Annotated in this window: 14 protein-coding genes and 7 pseudogenes; 12 read left to right on the forward strand and 9 right to left on the reverse strand. The window is 58.2% G+C overall.

Annotated elements, in window-relative coordinates; translation table 11 throughout:
* The 3 genes and pseudogenes from IVB54_RS32120 to IVB54_RS32125 all read left to right on the forward strand — a co-directional run bounded on the left by IVB54_RS32120 (position 1) and on the right by IVB54_RS32125 (position 1,997).
* A pseudogene (locus IVB54_RS32120) lies at positions 1-543 on the forward strand (isocitrate lyase/phosphoenolpyruvate mutase family protein).
* Complete coding sequence (locus IVB54_RS41520; protein ID WP_256465310.1) at positions 540-662, forward strand: hypothetical protein; 123 nt, start codon at positions 540-542, stop codon at positions 660-662. Before IVB54_RS32120 ends, IVB54_RS41520 begins: the two are co-directional and overlap by 4 nt.
* 426 nt (positions 663-1,088) lie before the next feature.
* The gene (locus tag IVB54_RS32125; RefSeq protein WP_247777535.1) at positions 1,089-1,997 is read left to right on the forward strand and encodes a LysR family transcriptional regulator; all 909 of its coding nucleotides are present in this window, start codon (positions 1,089-1,091) and stop codon (positions 1,995-1,997) included.
* 229 nt (positions 1,998-2,226) lie between these two features.
* On the opposite strand, the gene IVB54_RS32130 is transcribed toward IVB54_RS32125, so the two are convergent.
* Both IVB54_RS32130 and IVB54_RS32135 read right to left on the reverse strand, forming a co-directional pair.
* Positions 2,227-2,772, reverse strand: a complete 546-nt coding sequence (locus IVB54_RS32130; protein WP_247776631.1) for a DUF2285 domain-containing protein — start codon at positions 2,770-2,772, stop codon at positions 2,227-2,229.
* A 414-nt stretch (positions 2,773-3,186) separates the two neighbouring features.
* On the reverse strand, positions 3,187-3,465 hold the full coding sequence (locus tag IVB54_RS32135; RefSeq protein ID WP_247776632.1) for a DUF2285 domain-containing protein: 279 nt from the start codon (positions 3,463-3,465) through the stop codon (positions 3,187-3,189).
* A 446-nt stretch (positions 3,466-3,911) separates the two neighbouring features.
* Here IVB54_RS32135 and IVB54_RS32140 point away from each other — a divergent pair, with 446 nt between their 5' ends.
* Together IVB54_RS32140 and IVB54_RS32145 are read left to right on the forward strand one after the other, a co-directional pair.
* Positions 3,912-4,193, forward strand: a complete 282-nt coding sequence (locus IVB54_RS32140; protein ID WP_247776633.1) for a helix-turn-helix transcriptional regulator — start codon at positions 3,912-3,914, stop codon at positions 4,191-4,193.
* Positions 4,194-4,899: 706 nt separating this feature from the next.
* Positions 4,900-5,634, forward strand: a pseudogene (locus tag IVB54_RS32145) (IS630 family transposase); the annotation flags it as partial.
* Positions 5,635-5,816: 182 nt separating this feature from the next.
* Here IVB54_RS32145 and IVB54_RS32150 read toward each other — a convergent pair.
* Positions 5,817-5,921 (reverse strand): annotated as a pseudogene (locus tag IVB54_RS32150) (transposase domain-containing protein); the annotation flags it as partial.
* 259 nt (positions 5,922-6,180) lie between these two features.
* On the opposite strand from IVB54_RS32150, the gene IVB54_RS32155 reads away from it, so the two are divergent.
* The 4 genes and pseudogenes from IVB54_RS32155 to IVB54_RS32170 form a co-directional block, all read left to right on the forward strand.
* Entirely contained in the window at positions 6,181-6,687 is a 507-nt protein-coding gene (locus IVB54_RS32155; protein WP_247776634.1) for a tyrosine-type recombinase/integrase, read from the forward strand.
* A 221-nt stretch (positions 6,688-6,908) separates the two neighbouring features.
* On the forward strand, positions 6,909-7,316 hold the full coding sequence (locus IVB54_RS32160; RefSeq protein WP_247776635.1) for a hypothetical protein: 408 nt from the start codon (positions 6,909-6,911) through the stop codon (positions 7,314-7,316).
* Positions 7,317-7,808: 492 nt separating this feature from the next.
* A pseudogene (locus tag IVB54_RS32165) lies at positions 7,809-8,815 on the forward strand (tyrosine-type recombinase/integrase).
* 115 nt (positions 8,816-8,930) lie between these two features.
* Positions 8,931-9,074 (forward strand): annotated as a pseudogene (locus tag IVB54_RS32170) (transposase domain-containing protein); the annotation flags it as partial.
* A 29-nt stretch (positions 9,075-9,103) separates the two neighbouring features.
* On the opposite strand, the gene IVB54_RS32175 reads toward IVB54_RS32170, so the two are convergent.
* From IVB54_RS32175 to IVB54_RS32195, 5 genes and pseudogenes are all read right to left on the reverse strand, one after another.
* On the reverse strand, positions 9,104-9,979 hold the full coding sequence (locus IVB54_RS32175) for an IS4 family transposase (RefSeq protein ID WP_247776636.1): 876 nt from the start codon (positions 9,977-9,979) through the stop codon (positions 9,104-9,106).
* Entirely contained in the window at positions 9,877-10,338 is a 462-nt protein-coding gene (locus IVB54_RS32180) for a hypothetical protein (RefSeq protein WP_247776637.1), read from the reverse strand. The genes IVB54_RS32175 and IVB54_RS32180 overlap by 103 nt, the downstream gene beginning before the upstream one ends.
* Positions 10,339-10,395: 57 nt before the next feature.
* Positions 10,396-10,491 (reverse strand): annotated as a pseudogene (locus IVB54_RS32185) (transposase DNA-binding-containing protein); the annotation flags it as partial.
* 240 nt (positions 10,492-10,731) lie between these two features.
* A pseudogene (locus IVB54_RS32190) lies at positions 10,732-10,888 on the reverse strand (IS256 family transposase); the annotation flags it as partial.
* A gap of 137 nt (positions 10,889-11,025) precedes the next feature.
* Positions 11,026-11,766, reverse strand: coding sequence for a hypothetical protein (locus IVB54_RS32195; RefSeq protein WP_247776638.1), 741 nt, complete (start codon positions 11,764-11,766; stop codon positions 11,026-11,028).
* 671 nt (positions 11,767-12,437) lie between these two features.
* Here IVB54_RS32195 and IVB54_RS32200 point away from each other — a divergent pair.
* Complete coding sequence (locus IVB54_RS32200) at positions 12,438-12,665, forward strand: hypothetical protein (protein WP_247777537.1); 228 nt, start codon at positions 12,438-12,440, stop codon at positions 12,663-12,665.
* 439 nt (positions 12,666-13,104) lie between these two features.
* Here the strand turns inward: IVB54_RS32200 and IVB54_RS32205 are convergent, their stop codons facing one another.
* Entirely contained in the window at positions 13,105-14,154 is a 1,050-nt protein-coding gene (locus tag IVB54_RS32205) for a lysine 2,3-aminomutase (protein ID WP_247777539.1), read from the reverse strand.
* A 1,679-nt stretch (positions 14,155-15,833) separates the two neighbouring features.
* On the opposite strand from IVB54_RS32205, the gene IVB54_RS32210 reads away from it, so the two are divergent.
* Together IVB54_RS32210 and IVB54_RS32215 are read left to right on the forward strand one after the other, a co-directional pair.
* Positions 15,834-16,523, forward strand: coding sequence for a hypothetical protein (locus tag IVB54_RS32210; RefSeq protein WP_247776639.1), 690 nt, complete (start codon positions 15,834-15,836; stop codon positions 16,521-16,523).
* A gap of 19 nt (positions 16,524-16,542) precedes the next feature.
* Positions 16,543-17,574, forward strand: a complete 1,032-nt coding sequence (locus IVB54_RS32215) for a pyridoxal-phosphate dependent enzyme (protein ID WP_247777540.1) — start codon at positions 16,543-16,545, stop codon at positions 17,572-17,574.
* Positions 17,575-17,577 lie beyond the last annotated feature (3 nt).

Raw genomic sequence — 17,577 nt, forward strand, 5'->3', positions numbered from 1 at the left:
ATGGCCGCCCACAGCTCATTTTCGGCGATTCTCGCGGAAGAAGCCGGATTTGACGGACTGTGGGCGTCCGGCTTTGAGCTATCTGCGCCTTATGGGCTGCAGGACATGAGCCTCATCTCAATGACACAGCATCTCGACATGCTGCGGGCGATCGCCGGACGCACGAGGCTGCCGATCGTCGCGGACATTGATACGGGCTAGGGCAATGCGATTAGTGTCATTCACACTATCACGGAATATGAGCGGGCCGGCGGCAACGCCGTTATGATCGGCGAGGCCGCCATCACGGCCAGATCAGACCCTGATTTCCTCGTCATCGCCCGCACCGAAGCCTTGATTGCCAGCCTCGGCGAAGCGGAGGCCCTGCGTCGGGCGCGCGCGGAGGCTGGCGCGGACATGATCCTGATCCATTCGAAAAGGACGAATCCTTCCGAGATCGAAAGCTTTTCGCGCGCCTGGATGGAAGCGGTGCCGCTGGTGATCGTGCCGAACGCCCTGACCTCGAGTCCAAGCGGGTCAAAACGTTGGGCAATGTCAGCATGATGATCTTTGGCAATTACGGCATCCGTGCTGCTGCAAACGCCATGCAGGAGACCTCCCGACGGATCATCGCTGACGGCGGCGTCCAGAACGTCTACAAAGGATATTCTGCCGGTGGATGAGACCATCAGAATCCAGAATATGCACGAGGTTAAGGCGGCTGAAGCTCGCTTCCTTCGCTGAACGCTGCGCTGATACTGCTGTCGAGATTTGAGAAGGAACTCAGGACCGCGCTCTGCTCCGGCGCACTCTAAACGCTCTTAAGATGTGGTCCTGTCGTCTAGACGACCCTCGATGTCGACTGCTCCATCAGCGGTTAGCCCGCCTGGCGGCACCTCGAGATCACCTCTTAAAAAACCGTCGACGGGAATCGGTAGTTGCGGGCCAGCCCCCACGAACCGTAGCAAGAAGGCGGATTTTGCGCGTGAGAAATCGTTCATTAAGCGGCAATCCGGCTACACACATCAAATAATGTGATGGAGCATTCATTTCCGGCAATGGCCGCCGTGGACAATCAGCGGACATTCCAGGATCTACCGCAGCAGAAAATGGCTGCCGAACACAATGAAGTGCCCCTCAATGCTATACGGGTGTTTGTGACCATTGCGCGCGAGGGAAGCGTAACGCGTGCAGCGAGCACATTGGGAACGACACAGAGCTCGGTCAGCCGTTATTTGGCTGTGTTACAAGACTACTTTGGCACCGATCTTGTGCAACGGCGAGGCCGGCGGAACGAATTGACTGAATTCGGAAGGCTCTTCGCGAACGCGGTTGCCGAACCGCTTGACACAGTGTGTTTCACCGCGAAAAGGATGCGGCGTAGGATCCGAACGGACGCTAATCGACTCGTGGTCCACACGTCTCTTTCCACCTTCGCATACTCATTTCTGATTCCGAATCTCCAGGCGTTCTCTGCCGAGATGGGCGGCGTAGTCGTCGACGTGATCAGTTCATTGTCTCCGCCGAGATCCTCGGACAATTTCGACATCTTGCTCACTCGCGATCTTTGTATCGCTGAACCGGCCGACGATTGGGCGATCTACAATGAGACGCTTGTATGCGTAGGTTCTCCAAATCATGTCATGGGACAAACGCTCGCAACTGTCCATTCAACGCCAATTCTGAACATCACATCGCGGCCCGACATACTGCCAACATGGCTTAGGGCCATGAACCTTTCCGCAAAGGACATCAAGTTGGGGGCGCGATACGATCATAATTACCTTGCTTTGCCGGCCGTCATGGCCGGAAAATGCCTGCTTGTGGCGCCTGAAATTATCGTCAGCGATCTCGTGCGGACAGGGGCGCTCCATGTGATACCAGGATCGCGCACTTCAAGCGGCATGCAGTATCGGGCGTATGCTGTGGACCGAAGTGACAATCCCGAGATCGCTCGTGCCTTTTGCCGATGGGTCGCTCGGCTCTGCAAAAGGGCCGCAATTCCGGAAGCCGCCTAACCGCGTATCGGTGTTAGCAGAAGTTCGATCGATGGCTTTGAATAATGCTAGCATCCATTTGCACGTGCAGACCGTTCCCGATCGACGGCGAGGCTCATTTTTAGGCGAGTACCGCGGCCAACCCGCAGTCCAAGACGCTAACCGCGCTCCGCCAGAACCCTTTCCGCCTGCAAACCGGCCGACTACAATCGTCTTGTGAGATATCAGGGCCGCACCATCAACCAAAAGCTCAGGACGCCTCGCCCCTGTCTTTGCGGTTGCGACGGAGCAATGCGCGATAGCCGCCTCTCATCAGACGCAGCCCCGCCCGGACCAGGCGAATGGTCTGGCTGCGGAGATGGTCTGTTTTCCAACCGCGATCGGGAATACGATGGTTGCCGAATAGGCCTTGCGCGATTTCGCGATAGCTGTTTCCTTCCAAGGCCCCATCGACTGCACGCAAGGCGAGGATAAGCCGATGACGGGTCAAGATTGGCAGCGTCAGAGGGGGTGGTCCGATGGGCCGCCGTTCAAGCGCCAGCCAAAGTCGATGAGCTGCCCGCACACGAACCTCGAAGTTGCGATCGATCGGCAGGTCGACAGCGATCGATGAGCCCACCGGTGGCAGTTCTGCTAGCCAAAGGCGATGCTTCGCTCCTCCGAGCGTCACGATGGCATGCCATCCATCCTGCCCGCAACGAAGCTCGCTATCCACTAGTATGCTGGAATCCAGGTCGTACCGTTTGGACGCCGCCGAGCGGACAGCTGCGCGCACGGAGAGCACGGTCGACAGCACTTCAGGCGCCCAGAAAATGGCTTGTTCGTCGGACGTCTTTTGCGGATCAGCTGCGAAAAGACAGCCCCCATCGCTGTCGAAAGTGGTCCGCCATCGCGCTGGATCGTTCGCTGGCGGCCAGGGCCATATAGTCTCTTTGGTACTCGCAATTGCGGCGCAGCCATTCCCAGGCTATGTCCGCAGCTTCTGCTTTCTTGGCGTCAGGATAGGCTTCCTCAGATTTCCAGTCAGCACCTGGCATCGGACCACTTTCCCCGTATGTTCTTAACGCACATGCAAGGAATTGCAGCCCGACAAATGTGACTATTTATGGTTGCACAAACTCAGATATTCGCTGTTAAATGCAGTTACGCGATCGGACGATCACGTTTTGCGATCGGACATCAGCAGAAGTGACGTCCGTTTCGAACTCATTCATTCCTCGCCGTTCGGCCAACCGCGCTGCAGGAGATGCCGAAAGCCGTGACGCGCCGCCCATTTGGCGCGAGCCATATGACTTTCAAAAGTACGGCGGGCGCGATCCGGATCCAGGGTGGGATCAATACCAAGCACAATGCGCGCGACTTCCCGCCAATCAGCGTTATCGGCCTCGGCATCCAGCAGACGCATATAGGTGACGGCATGTTGCTCGTCATAGGGCGTAAGCTGGGGCGCCTTGGGCGCGGAATCTGCGATCTTGGGATCGGGCGGCACTGCCTGAAAGTCCTACCAGATTGAGAAGCATCGATTTAAGCGAGGGTAGCCGTATTCAGAGCCTCTTCGTAGAGAACCGATTGTCGCGGCATGCAGGAGTATTCTTGCCGAATCACTGGCTGGCAGCGGCTATCGCCGTCGATTTCGTTCGCGACCACGGCCAGAATACATTGATCGCCGTCCGTTAAGCCCAGAGCGCGATCAGCAGAACTGCCGTCCGGCGTGCGACAGCGTCGGCCCGAATCAAGAGGCCGACATCGGATGCTGCTCGTCATAACTCGTAAGCACTGTCTCATTCGGCGCGACATGGCGATATTCGGATCCAGTACCAGCTCTTTCATTTAGCTTATGCGCGGACTCTGCTCATCTGCATTCTGGACGAACTTACCGCAATAGTACGTCTATAACCAGTGGTTTGATGGCCGTCAGAATGGCTGCTTTAGCGCATGAAAGCTCGTGCGCTTGTCGCCTGGAATGTGCGCCGGATCCGCGTAGATCGCGGTGTTCCGCAAGAGCGGTTGGCGTACGATGCCCGCATTGACCGCTCCTATATGGGCGGTATTGAGCAGCAATCGAAGAACCCGACGATTGATCTTCTCGACCGTATCGCGGCAACGCTTGACGTTCATGTGTCTGAATTTTTTATCCAACCACCTAAAGGTTCGGCGCCTCCAAAGACATTGCGTAAGGGTCGCAAGCCGGCGCGCGCGCATCGCAAAAAGAAATAGTACTACTCGCCGACGATATGCTTGCTGCCATAACGGCAAACATCAATTTGGCAATTGCCGCAGACTTCACCGGAAGCCAACAAGACAATTGCCGCAGATTTCAAACGGGAATCCGGCCGCAAACCCGTGATGGGCTGCGGTCGCAAGTGGACGGTTTTATGATCAGAGCCCCCCCTGCGCCGCTTCAGGTGTTCTTCCCACCTCAACTTCCCTAAGGAGGCTGGTAAAATAATATCGTGGTTCCCGGAAGCTCGCATTACCTCCACGATCAGCACGCTTGACTGTACGGAAGGGTAGAACATTCGCGAGCCGAAGAAAACATCTCGTCGCTTTCCACGGACCCGAGGACACACTCGGCCCAGAGCGATCTCTTTTTTGCCAGAAGTGGCTGGGAACCACCAGACCTCATATAACTGGTGACCTGCAGCCAGCTGCCATGCGGCTTCAGCAGCGTCCGGGTTCGGCAGCGCGCGAAGTACGATGCCCTTCGTCTCGGTCGGCCACTCCGTAAAGAAACGACGAGAAGCCAACCCCCGCGATCGAGAAACGATGTCGATGATCCAAGCGTGCCCGCGATGGAGTCGAGAGCGGACTTGCTGAACGTCGTGGTCGGCTAAAGCGCGATGGGGTTAGGCTGAATCGATTTGGGATCCCAAAATCAGTGTGTTTCTGATGCACCATGCTGGCTGGGCGGAGGCCAGCATGGATGGGCAAGCCTTATTCTCTGGATCTTCGCAAGCGCGCGGTGGCGGCGATTGAGGGCGGAATGTCCCGCAATCGGGCTGCCAAGCAATTTGGAGTGGCGATCAGCACAGCGATCGGCTGGTTGAAGCGGGTCGATGAGACCGGCAGCGTTGCGCCGGGCCAGATGGGCGGTCACAAGCCGAAGGCGGTTCGGGACACCACGCGGTCTGGCTGTCGCAGCGGATCAAGGACGGCGATTTCACCATACGCGGGCTCGTTGCGAGCTTGCCGGCCGCGGCCTGAAGGTCGACTACCACTCGGTGTGGGACTTCGTGCATGCCGAGAAGCTCAGCAACCGTGGTGGACTGGCGAACGCGATCGTCCCGACGTGGCACGGCGGCGAGCCCAGTGGACAAAGTACCAAGGTCGCGTCGAAGCTGAGCGGCTGGTCTTCATCGACGAGACCTGGACCCGGACCGACATGGTGCCCTTGCGGGGATGGGCCCCTCGCGGGCACAGACTCCCCACCAAGGTTCCTCACGGCCGCTGGACAACCACGACCTTCCTGGCGGCCCTGCGCCATGACCGGATCGATGGGCCATGGTTCATCGAGGGACCAATCGATGGCGTGAGCTTCCGGATCTATGTCGAGAAGGTTCTACTGCCGACCCTTAGTCCCGGCGATATCGTCGTCCTGGACAATCTCGGCAGCCACAGAAGCAAAGCTGTGCGCCAGCTTATCCGCTCCGCCGGAGCGAGGTGCTCGACAATGAATCACAAGCGATTCATCCGATTCAAGATTTTTCGGTCGGGGCTATCGCAATGGAATCAAGCATTTGTGGGTAATTGAAAGCCGGTCAGCACCCAGGCAGGCGCGATGGTCTGAGGTGAAGCACTCAGGCTGCAACGGCGGCCTTGGACTGTTGGTTCGCTTTCCAAATTCCAGGGAAGCAGGTCGGCGACTCTGTTGGCGGGGTGATCTGGAAGCCTGCCCAGCACGTCGGCGAGCCAGGCTTGCGGATCGACGTCGATCATCTTGCAGGTTGATGCGGCTCGCCGAACTATGCCGAGTCGGGTCGTTTTCCCCAGATTTCTCGCTGACCGACGTTTGGTCGGTTCGGCATAGTTCGTTCTCTGCCTCCGCTTTCAACAGCGGAGAACAGGAGCATGGAAGTTCGAGAGTACTTGGGCAGAAGCCGGCTGTACCGAGGTCCATCGTCCCCATCTCCCGGTCATCCGCAGGTTCCTGCACGAGGTGTGCTCCGCCGGCGCCGGCGCCCTGTGCAAGATCAGCCAAGAAGAGGTGATCCGCTATGTTGAGCGCAACGCCCAGGTCGGAACCCGGGAACGGCAAGGCGATGTGCTCGTCTTTGCGTGCCTTTCTCCGTTACCTCCACCATCGGGGGCTGAACTCGCGCCCGTTGGCGGATTGCGTTCCATCGATGCGCGATGGAAGCTAGCAACTCTACCGACCTATCTGCCTGCCGCTCAGGTGCGGAAGGCTCTCGACGGTTGCGACCGAGAGACGGTGATGGGAAGGCGCCACTACGCCATTCTGTTGTTGCAGACCGAGCGCGGCCTGCGGGCCGATGAGGTTGCGACGCTCACCCTCGGCGATATCGACTGGCGCGCCAGCGAGATACTCGTTCGCGCCAAGGGCCGACAGCGTGCACGAATGCCGATACCGCCGACATTGGCGCGGCTATCGTTGCATGTCTGCGCAATGGCCGCCCAAAGTCGCCGTGCCGACGGCCGTTCGTCCGCACACTCGCGCCACACGTCGGCTTTGCTTCCGGATGCGTCACGATGATGGCCAAGGCCGCTCTCGATCGCGTTGGAATCGAAGGTTGCGCCCACCGCGGCGCCCATATCTTCCGACACAGTCTCGCTACGAGCTTCTCCGAGCTGGCGCGACCTTGTCGGAGATCGGACAGTTGCTACGGCACGAGAACCACGACACCACCCGGATTTGCGCGAACATAGACATCGATGCGCTCAGAACATTGAGCCTGCCCTGGCCGGGAGGCTGCAATGACCGATCTGCGCTCCGCACTCGATAAGTACCTAAGCATGCGCAAGGGATTGGGATACACGTACGAGCCCAAGACCGGTCGGCTCGCCGAGTTCGTCCCCTTCATGGAGAAGCGCAAGGCCAGGATCATCAGGACGAAACTGGCAATGGAATGGGCAACGCTGCCGCCCGATCGTCATGCATCCTGGGCGCTGCGATTGAGCGACGTGCGTGGGTTCGCGCGCCATGCCGCCAACTTCGATCGGAGAACGAAGGTGTCGCCCGTCGGCATGCTGCCCGGATGGAAGCGCGCCAAGCCCTATGTCTATAGCGATGCGGAGACGGATGCGTTGCTGACGGCAGCGCTGGCTCTGCCGGCCAGCGGAACGGGCTGCGCCGATGGACCTATCATACCTTGTTCGGGCTGATCGCGGTGACAGGCATGCGTATATCCGAGGCGATGGGCCTGGAGCGTGATGACCTCGAACCTCAACGCCGGCGTGCTGACAGTTCGGCTGACCAGTTCGGCAAGTCGCGGCTCGTGCCATTACATCCAACGACGAGAACCGCGCTGGGCGACTGCGCCCACCGCAACGATGCGCCACTCGGATCACGCTGTGGCTCGACCTTTCTTCATTGCCGAACAGGGAGGCCGCTTGCTGCTCCAGTACGTTCATCGCGTCTTCTGGCGATCGTCCAGAAAGATCGGGCTGCGGCGCCCAGGTGATCGTACCGGGCCACGCGTGCACGAGTTCCGTCATCGCTTCGCCATCCGGACGCTGCTCGACTGGTATCGAAGGCAAGGACCTCGAGCAACAACTCCCAGTGCTCTCCACTTACCTCGGCCACGCCTGCATGCGATACCTACTGTTATCTCTCGGCCTGCCCCGAGTTGATGGAAGAAACGGCGCGGCCCGGCCATGGGAGGTGACGCCGTGAAGCCTGCCTACAAGGTCGCCACGTTGATCGAGCGCTTCTTCACCGAGCGCCTCATGCGCCAGCGCAATATCAGCGGCAACACGACCGCCTCCTACACAGACACGTTCCGGCTGCTGCTCATGTTCGCACAGTGCGGCGCGGAAGTCCCCATCGGCCCTGACCCTCTCCGATCTGGATGCAACGTTCATCGGCACTTTCCTCACCGACCTCGAGGTAAAGCGCAGCGTCAGCGCGAAGACGCGCAACCTGCGTCTGACGGCCATCAGATCCTTCTTCAGGTTCGTGTCCTTCGACGAACCGGCACACATCGCGCTGATCCAGCGCGTGCTCGCCATACCGAGCAAGCGCCATGACAAGCGGCAGGTGCACTTCCTGACGCGCCCCGAGATCGAGGCGGTTCTCGCCACGCCCGATCGAACGACGTGGCTTCGTCGCCGCGATCACACCTTGCTGCTGCTCGCGGCCCAGACGGGCTTACGCCTCTCCGAGCTGACTCGCCTTGACCGGGATGCTGTCCACCTCGGGTCCGGCGCACACGTGTCGATGCGTCGGTAAAGGGCGGAAGGAGCGGACCACTCCACTGACCACACTCGCTCGGTGTGCGCTCCAGGCATGGCTCAAGGAGCGGTTACGGAAGGAGCGACAGCGTTGTTCCCCAACGTGCACGGGGCCCGGCTCAGTGCCGACAGCGTCCAGTCGCTGCTGCGAAAGCATGTTCGTGTCGCTCACAAGAATTGCCCGTCTTTGAAGGCCAAGTCACCGCACGTGCTGAGGCACAGCGTTGCGATTGACTGCTGCAAGCCGGGGTCGACTGCTCCGTGATCGCACTGTGGCTCGGTCATGCATCGGTCGAGACGATGCAGACGTACTGCACGCCCACCTCGCCCTCAAGGAAGCGGCCCTGGCGAAGCTCAAACCGTACGAGCGCGGCAAGCGAACCCGCTTCCAGCCGAACGACCGCCTACTCGCCCTGCTCGAGGCGCTCTGAACAACCAGACTATGCCGAATGGAATGGGGCTGCCCTGCACGCGATCGACGGTGCCAGCGCGTGACCATGGCGTGCCATACCAAATCCGTTCGGCATAGTTCGGCGGGCGGCACAAACCGCCAAAATGAACGACCTGGATCCACAAGCCTGGCTCGCTGATGTCCTGGCGCGCATCGCTGCACATCCAGTCCTACGGCTGGACGAACTGCTGCCCTGGAATTGGCGAGACCAAAATAAGCAACTCAACCAGGTAGCCTAAGTGGCCGCTTCCGCGGTCGTCACCGGCTTTCAATTACCCGCATTTCCAGCTGCTCCGATTTCGGCGCCGAGTTCGATATGGGTGAGTCTGGAGAGTCCGCGCCAGATGACAACATTTCCGGGTGGCAGATCGGCGGCCCTGGCCAGGTAGCCACCCAATCGTGCAAGTTTGGTCAAGTAGAATGCGAGGGTTTCAGGGCGACGCCGTCGATTGCCAACGTCGCTGATGAGTTCATCGAGCAATGCGATCTCGGTGTCCGTCAAGGCCATCTTCGGTGACGCGTCCGGGGCCGTGCGATTGAGCATGGTGAGCCAGAGGACGCGCCAGCTAAGAATACAGAAGACCGCCATTAGATTGGCAAGTCGCTCCGCGGTCCGCAGTTTTGAGTCTTCCGCCCTGCAGCCCGATTTCAAGATCTTATGGAACACCTCGATTTTCCACCGCATGGCGTACCAGTTAATCTTCTCGGTTGCCTCGGAGCGTCCCCGGACGGGTAGGTCCGTGATTAGCTTCCACTCAATGGGTTTCCGGCCCTTTGGCGCACCGCGCTCGCTGGCGTGGATTACCGTCAGGTCGAGGGCTGGATAACGTTTCTGCTTCCCGATGGGAGGCAAGACTGCGATCCGCTTGAACTTGATTTCCAGCGCGGCCTTCGTCGTCTCACCCTTGTCGTTGCGCACGTCGATGTAATGCAAGCCTTTGACGCTGGTCTCCTCCATCTCGGTTGCAATCGTATGACCGCCGTCGCCCGCCACCCGATCGACGCAGGCGCTGACAAGGAAGTGAGCGCCAAGCTCTTGCGTCAGGCAATACAATTCGTAGATGTCGCTTTCGCGGTCGCCAATAAGATGCAACGCGCCGGCTGTCCGAGCCGCTCGATCGATTGCCTGAGATTGCCGAGCCATCGAACGCTCTCCTTCTTCTCGATGGGAACGCGGATCGGGTTGACCTTCTTCTTGAGTTGGGCCGCGCCCTTGAATTTTTTCCGTGTCCAGAACTTCACCGCCGCCAATCCCAGGGGGAGGCCCTCTACGGTCACCGCGAGGCTGGAATGCATCAGCATTCCGCAGACCGTGCGATGGCGCCAACGGCCACCTTTGTCCCGGCCGCTATTGACGCTCTTGGTTATGCCGATCGCGCTCGTGTTCGCGCGTTGGTAGGAAAATTCCGTGGTGCCCTGGATAAGGAGAATCGGGCCTGTACAATCATCGTAACGGGTGCGCGTGGCGGCGAAGTGGCCGCTAAGAATGTCGGCTTCCTCCACGCGCTCGTTGGCGAAGAAACGGTAGGCTGCCTTCGTGTTCACCCAGTCTTGGCACGCGAACGGTATGCTCCCGCCCATGCCATCACCAATTTGCCTTAACAGCTCGCCAAATCGTTGACCAAGACGGGCGTCCTTGAAAGCTGTCTTGTCGATCTCGCGCTCAGTCCAGTGTTCGACGGCGCTTTCATCAGATCATCCTGGTGAACATCGGGCCCGCCGACCGACCAGATATCGCACCGCTCGAACACATAAAGGCACCTCGCCGTCGCGATTCAGGTGCTCAACAATGAATCACAACCGATTCATCTGATTCAAGATTCTTCGATCGAGCCTCCCGCAAATGAATCAAGCACTTGTGGGTAATTGAAAGCCTCACCTGATGCTTACCTAGCGGCCGTCCGCGGCCTTCAAATCGGCATGCTTGCGAGAAAGTCCGCGACCTCGGCCTCGACGGCCTTGGCCAACAAATACGCGCCCCATTGCCTAAGATTTCGGTGAGCTGATCGTTGACGTTTCCTGGTTGAATCAGCTTGATGTTATCTTTGGACACAGCATATCGCTCCTTCGATTAAGAAGCGAGGCGTTAATCACCGCCACGAGATCGCGCGTTCCGATTTTCGTCGCCACCAACTTTCAGCGATAGCTCTGGCATGCATACGCCGAACCCACTGGCAAATCGGGCAAAACTCACAGAGGAAAATCTCTGTGAAAAGTTACTAGCTCAGGTTTATAGCAGCCATCGACCTCGCTCTTTAGCTCCTCGCCAGTTATCCAAACAAGCCAATTGTCCTCGGCAATACCCTCTTTCACCAGCCGCAATATCGATCCGCCAGGTTCATGGTGACGGTAGTGTGGAAGCCCTTTGTCCACCCGCCAGCGTGCCACAAGCGCACATAAGAAGTCGGGAGCCCACATTGCAAACGACAGGCTATGTGTTATTCGAGCTAGCATCTTCGGAACACCCTGTCCTCTGAGCTCTCTCCGCACCCAGAGATCGCCGTTGTAGGCTACTTTGCCGGTCATCTTCTTTGCGCTAGGTGCTGTGCAAGCACAATGATCCTGAGGATGTTCGTGTGCGATCGGGTCAGTGTAAAATGCCCGTCGGGACCGAAGGTGCTCTTCAAAGTTGCTGTTCGAAAGGTCGTACAGGCGAGTAGCATTTGTAAGCACAACGTCCTTTTTTTTGTCGAGGCCGACGACCCAATATCCGTCACCTGAATCAATTGTGGATCGGTCTGGCCGAAAGTTTGGGAATGTTTTCCCTTTTGTTGGAGTGGCCTGAGTAATTGATACATATTCCTGGAAGTCGAATCCCATCAATAGGCTGATGTCCTGGTGGGCAGCGACGGCGTCGTATATTTGAATGGAGCGTGAGATGTGAAAAGGAGCTACCGCGCACGTCACTGCCGCTCTCTCCTCTACCATCATGAGCCTCCATAGCCTATATGCCAGCAACTATGGTATCGACTGAAGAACGTATTCCATACTACCTTTTCTTGTGGCCGACTTGCAGGCAAATCACGGATGGTCGGAGGACCTGGTCACCAATTCGTCCGTTGTAGTGCGGTGGGCCTGAAACTGCGGACGCAAGATATGTCAGCGATGATGGTCTGAGCCCCTTATTTCACCAGCAATGGGGATACTCCCCGGCGATCGCTTCCGCATCGAGAATGTCGTTTTAATCGACCTTAGCTCCGCCCGGCCGAGGATTCGGCAGCGAAAACTCCGGTCGGTCTCGGAGTTGAAGCAGTTCTTCACACGCGGCGAGTTCGCGGATGGAATCTGGTTGTATCGCCGATGGTGGTGTAGCTCGGTAGAGCAAAGCGGTCCGGACGCGTGCGCCCTCGATGGCGCGTAGCGGGCGGGCGCGGTGACCCGCCGCCACTCCCCTCGGGCTGGTTCCCTCCTTCTTGCCGGCGCTAGGACAAGACTGTTCAACGCGCGGCGATGAGGTCCGTGAACCGCCGCAGAGCGCAGGCATCGGTGCGCTCCTCACCAACATCTTTCTGCACTACATCCTCGACCTCTGACCCACCAATGGCGTCGTCGGGCACGCACGCGGCCGCATCGTAACCGTGCGCTATGCGGACGACTTCGTCATGGGCTCCGAGAGCAAGGCGGATGCGCAGGAGATGCTCTTGGCCCTCAAGGCGCGGCTGGCCAGGTTTGGCCTGATGCTCCATGAGGACAAGACGCGGCTGATCGAGTGTGGCCGGTTCGCGGCCCTCTCGCGTCAGCGGCGCGAAGGGGCGGCCCGAGACTTTCGCCTTCCGCTTCACCCACTACTGCGGGCGGACCCGAGATGGCCGTTTCATCGTGAAGCATAAGACGGAAGGGAAACGCCTGACGCGTAAGCTGACGGCGTTGCGGCAGGAGGCTTGGCGGCTCATGCACGCGCCACTTGCCAAGCAGCACGAGTGGTTCGCCGCTGTGCTGCATGGACACTACGGCTACTACGGCAGGCCGCACAATTATCCAGCGCTCAACGGCTTCTACCGCGAAGTGCGTCGGATCTGGATGCGCTGTCTGAGACGGCGCAGCCAGAAAGCCGGCGAATGGGTTGGTCGGAGTTTGAGACCCTGACGGCACGCTTCGGCCTGCCCGTTCCACGCATCACTCGCACTTGCGCGCAGGCGCGGATATGACGGGGGTTAATCTCGGGAAGAGCGGCGGGGAAGCCGCCTGCCCGGGTCTGTGAGGGCAAAGCCAAATGGCCGAGTTACTCGGCCACGATCTGCAAACCCTCATCAATCCACGTCTCGATCATCATTCGGGCAGATCGTCTAACCAGCAAGCGGGCTCGATGTATGGCCTGGAAAAGATCTTTCCAATTCTGTCCGGGAACTTGTTCTGATGATATCGCATATAAACGCGCCCATCATCTCCAAGATCGAGGATCTCGATTTTTCCTGAGTAGTGCGACATGATGTATTTAAACGTCTTTTCGATGCCCGCGAGACGTTGAGTGACGCCGCGCGCAATCTCTAATCCGCGTCGAAGCGGAACCTGAAAGTGCGAGGCGGCCTTCACCGGCCTGGCTTGAAAGAGATAATAAGGGCGGACCCCCATTTGGTGACACTTGGCAAAAGTCGCTGCCAAGATCTCAGGATCATCATTAACTTTCGCGAGAAGCACAGATTGATTGAGGAACTGCACTCCCTGTGCACGCAAACAGCGGATATTCCGCTCAGCATCGACCGAGATCTCACCGATGTGATCGAAATGTGTGACAAGCACCGCAGTTTTACCAGCATCACGGATTCGTTGGAAGAAAGCAGGTAGAGCTGGATCCTCGAATCGCTTTGGTTCAAAGGCGAAGAGCTTCGTGCCGATCCGAATGGAATCCAAATGTCGGATCGGAAGCAGATTTGTAAGAATTTCGTCGAGCTTTGCCGTGCTAAGAACGAACGGATCGCCTCCTGATAGGAGCACATTCGTCATCTCAGGATGACAGCCAATATATTGCCGAACCTTCGCGAGGTCCGGTACAGTTTCGTCGGAGTCTCTACCAACAAGTCGTTTGCGGAAGCAGAACCGACAATAAGAAGCGCAACGGCTAGTCACCAGCAACAGCCCGGTCTGGGCATACTTGTGTTGAAGTCCTGGCACGACGGTGTTGTCATGCTCGCCGCTCGTATCCAAAACGCCGGGACTATCCAACTCCTCGACTGAGGGCTCCACAATGTACTTTAGCTGGTCGTAGTAGCCACTGTTTGCGATCTGTTGAGCATAGAATTTGGTGACATGATAGCGCGTGATGTTCCGGGCTTGGAGCTCCGCTTCCGTAATCGGGCGAGCGCCATCTATGAACTTCATGCCTGTTGTGCGGAGCGGCGGATCTACATTGGTGGACGATGACTGGGGTGAGCGATCGGTACAGGTGACCGGTACGCCCGCGGCATCGTGCATGTCATGTGGAGAGAGCTTCATTTGAACTCCTTTGGTCGGAGAGCGCGAGATCGTACGCGCGAAAGCTAATTTGTCCCCTTCTCAGCAATCTGCGTGCCAACAAGAGTGGGTGCCTTGTCTATGCAACGCAGTGGACTTTACGCCCCGCCCGCTAGTGGAGGGTTGTCCTTCAGTTTGTCCGGCTGAGAGCATGGATGTCTTCGATCGGACACAACGGTCCAATGAGCCACGCATGCTTATCATCCCGATCATCAATCGCTCCTGGGATCAGGTGGATGTCAGCCCCCAACCCTACCGCAAGTCATCGAGAACCACCGAGAGCCTTGTCGGCTACCACTCATCTGAGAGCGCGCGTGCGAAGGGCTTTGCTCGATCGAGCTACAACCCCGCCGCGCGATGAAATTACGTAGCTGGCGATCCCAACTCCAACAATCCCCGCTCGTATCTTCATTTTTGACGGAAGATCCTTTTGAACCCGCTCTGATGAATTGCTGCATGTGGTCCGATGCCTAGCGTAAGATGATTGACGCCGGAGGGCGCGACACGCGGATCGACGGCAGGCAGCCGGGCGACCACTGGTTGTGAATCGATCCCAGGATACGAATAGTCGACGAATGGGTGCCAATTATCGCCTCTCCGCGATGATGCTCAAGGCGATGCTGCGCGCTTAGGAAGCAAAGCCGTCTGGCCGAGCAGTTGGTGAACCAACGCGACCTGCATTTCGGATCCTGAACAGGACTCGGCACAAGCCGAGACAAGGCCTAGATTGCCCCGGGGGACAAGACCGTGGTGCTATCGTTCGAGCGCCGCAAGCGGCCAGTTGGACATCGACCAGACTTACAAGTCGATATCGCGGGAGATTATTGGCTGAAGCAAGGGCGCACCTGGACAGGGGGATTTTTAGCTTGGCGCAAATTTGATCCCGCAACCACCCGCTGCCCGGTCCCAAATGACTTTTCCGGGTTGAGCGCTGGGCAACGTCAATGCATTACCGAAATGACCACTCTGGCTCGATAGCCGCTCGCAAGGCGTGAGCTTAAGAGCGAACTCTCACTGTTGGTAGGTGCGCAAATCTGTGCACCTCGCTAAAGTGCCGCTGCGAAACCCATTACTAGTACCAATCGCAGAAGAAGTATGCGTTCACCTGAAGCGAAGCATTCATGGCATCAACTTCCGCCGACTCATTTCACGGCGGGCATTACTTGTGGTCCGCTACTGTCGCGCGGTTACGCCACGGGAGCGACATGATGGATATTCCAATGATGCCTCGGACGGACAACACACACGCCCGCTCCTACTCGCTCGCGAAGCCATACGGGGTGGCTATTTGCCACCCTCATTTCGGCGAGCTGCTCCAGGGAGCCTTCACTGTCAAGGAAAGGGGGCACCGCCGGACAGTGCGTGCGCTGGTTTCAGTTCACATGCCACACGTCCATGGATCGGAAGCCCGTGCGACGTTAAAGCCGAGCCGCATTGGGAGGTTCGAGCCTCGGGTCGGCCGCACGGGTATCGAAGTGAGACCTGGTCATTTCCACAAATGTGAGATTGCCGCTCGGCTAACCCTCGATGCTCTAGCGATGAGGAACATGGGGGCTACACTTGAAGTCCGTACGTCGGTGCCGGAAGGCGTCGGCATGGGCTCCTCTACAAGTGGCGTAGTCGCCTCGATCCGTGCGGTCGCCAAAGCCGTCGAAGCTTACCGGGGGTCCCGGGTGATTCCGGCGCCTCATCTCCAAGCCAAGCTTGCCGTGTCGGCCGAGCATGCGTGTGACTCGTTGATGTTTGACTGCACAAGTAGCACCATTCTGTTCGCCCATCGAATGGGCAAGATTGTCCGAGTGTTCAACGGTCCTCTCCCGCAAATGTTGATTTTGGGGTTTGACACAGGCTCGGCCGAGCGCGGCATTGGAACTGACGGACTCCGGCGTGCGCGCTACTCGCGTGATCAGATCGCCGCGTTCGGGTGCGCGTTGGCAGTCCTTGAGCGTGCAATTGCCGAGCAGAGCGTCGCACTCGTCGGCCGCGTTGCGACTTTCTCCGCTACGCAGAGCGAGACCGCCATTCAGAATCCGCTGAAGAAGCCGAAGTTCAACGAACTCCAGCGCATCAAGGAAGACACCGGATCGGCCGGTATTGTCGTGGCGCATAGTGGTACCGTTGCCGGCTTGATCTTCGATCCGGAGCTCCCCGACCTTCACAACCGGTTGGACGAGGCTAGAACCTCGATTAGCCGCCTTGGCTTCAGTCGCCTCTGTAGCTTCTCGACCCCATATTGAGGATCAACACTTGGTGGACATGCTATCGGACATCATCAGTGCTCATGCGCCCCTCAAAATCGTTTCACTGCGGCTTAACTTGGCTGCGATTGATTTCAGGCTAATGAAAGTATTCCCCGCCTTCAACATCATCGAAGCCGGTCTTCGCAACGGTGAAATCGGCCCTAACACGACGATCGTTGAAACATCTAGCGGAACGATGGCTCTCGCCCTCGCCATCGTTTGCATGCAATTCTCGCTCAAATTGCACATCTTTGGCGACCGGGCTATCGAGCCACCTCTCAAACGCACCATGCAGGAGCTGGGGGCCGAAGTTCACATTGTCGATGCGACAGCCTCCAACGGGAACGTACAGTTGCTCCGGAAGAATGCGCTCCTTGAGTTTGTGGATCGAACTAGAGCGACCTGGTCACGACAGTATGACAATCTCGCCAATCGCCTTTCGTATGCGCGTCCCGCTGCGGAGGCGATCAGGGAGTTCGGCGAGATCGACGTTTTGGTTGCAGCGGTGGGGTCTGGAGGTTCATCCTGCGGACTTGCACACTATTGCCGCGCATTCTTTCCGAAAATGAAACTCGTTGGGATCGATACCTTCGGCAGCGTCTTATTCGGCCAACCGGTCGGCCGACGCGATTTGCGAGGTCTGGGCAACAGCATTCTGCCTGGCAACTTGTTTCATCAGGCGTTCGATGAAATCCATTGGCTTGGTGCGAACGAAGCATACCAAGCGGCGCACCGACTTCATCGCGAGACTTCGTTAAAGCGTGGGCCTACTAGCGGGGCGGCCTATCTCGTGGCCAAATGGTACGCGGAGCTCTCTCCAAAAAGCAAAGTGCTTGCGGTCTTTCCCGATGACAGCAACCGCTACGAGCAGAACATCTACGATCCCGGGTGGATGCAGGCGAACGGCTATCAGGCCGAGCTCGCCGCGACCGAGCCTGTTCTTGTCCCTCACCCGCTTCATGCTGATAACGGCTGGTGCCGTTTCAACTGGAGTCGCCGCTCGTTGGCCGAGGTGATGGGTATCAACATTCCGCGAACTGAAGCATAAACG

It is taken from the genome of Bradyrhizobium sp. CW1, assembly GCF_023100665.1.
Taxonomy (GTDB): Bacteria; Pseudomonadota; Alphaproteobacteria; order Rhizobiales; family Xanthobacteraceae; genus Bradyrhizobium; species Bradyrhizobium canariense_D.